The organism is Desulfocurvus sp. DL1XJH-121 (genome assembly GCF_054819825.1).
Window position 1 is genome coordinate 1 of the sequence record NZ_JBTVWW010000231.1, and the last position, 230, is coordinate 230.

Below are 230 nucleotides of genomic sequence, written 5' to 3' on the forward strand. Positions count from 1 at the left end.
GGCACCCTGCCGACCTATGGGCCGCTGTTTATCGGCCTGCTGATCGGCACCGTATTGCTGGTGGGCGCGCTGACCTTCGTACCTGCGCTGGCGCTGGGCCCGGTGGCCGAGCATTTGCAACTTTGGTTGGCAAACTAACCGACGTCACAGAGAGAGAATAAGAGATGACTCGCAAACAACGCGCGCTGTTTGAACCGGCCCTGGTGCGCACCGCGCTGATCGATGCGGTG

The 230-nt window shown here is 61.7% G+C and carries 1 protein-coding gene; it reads left to right on the plus strand.

What is annotated here, in order from left to right:
• Positions 1-6: 6 nt before the first annotated feature.
• Positions 7-138, plus strand: a complete 132-nt coding sequence (locus ACYYG1_RS17975; protein ID WP_461211693.1) for a potassium-transporting ATPase subunit KdpA — start codon at positions 7-9, stop codon at positions 136-138.
• The last annotated feature ends 92 nt before the right edge of the window (positions 139-230 follow it).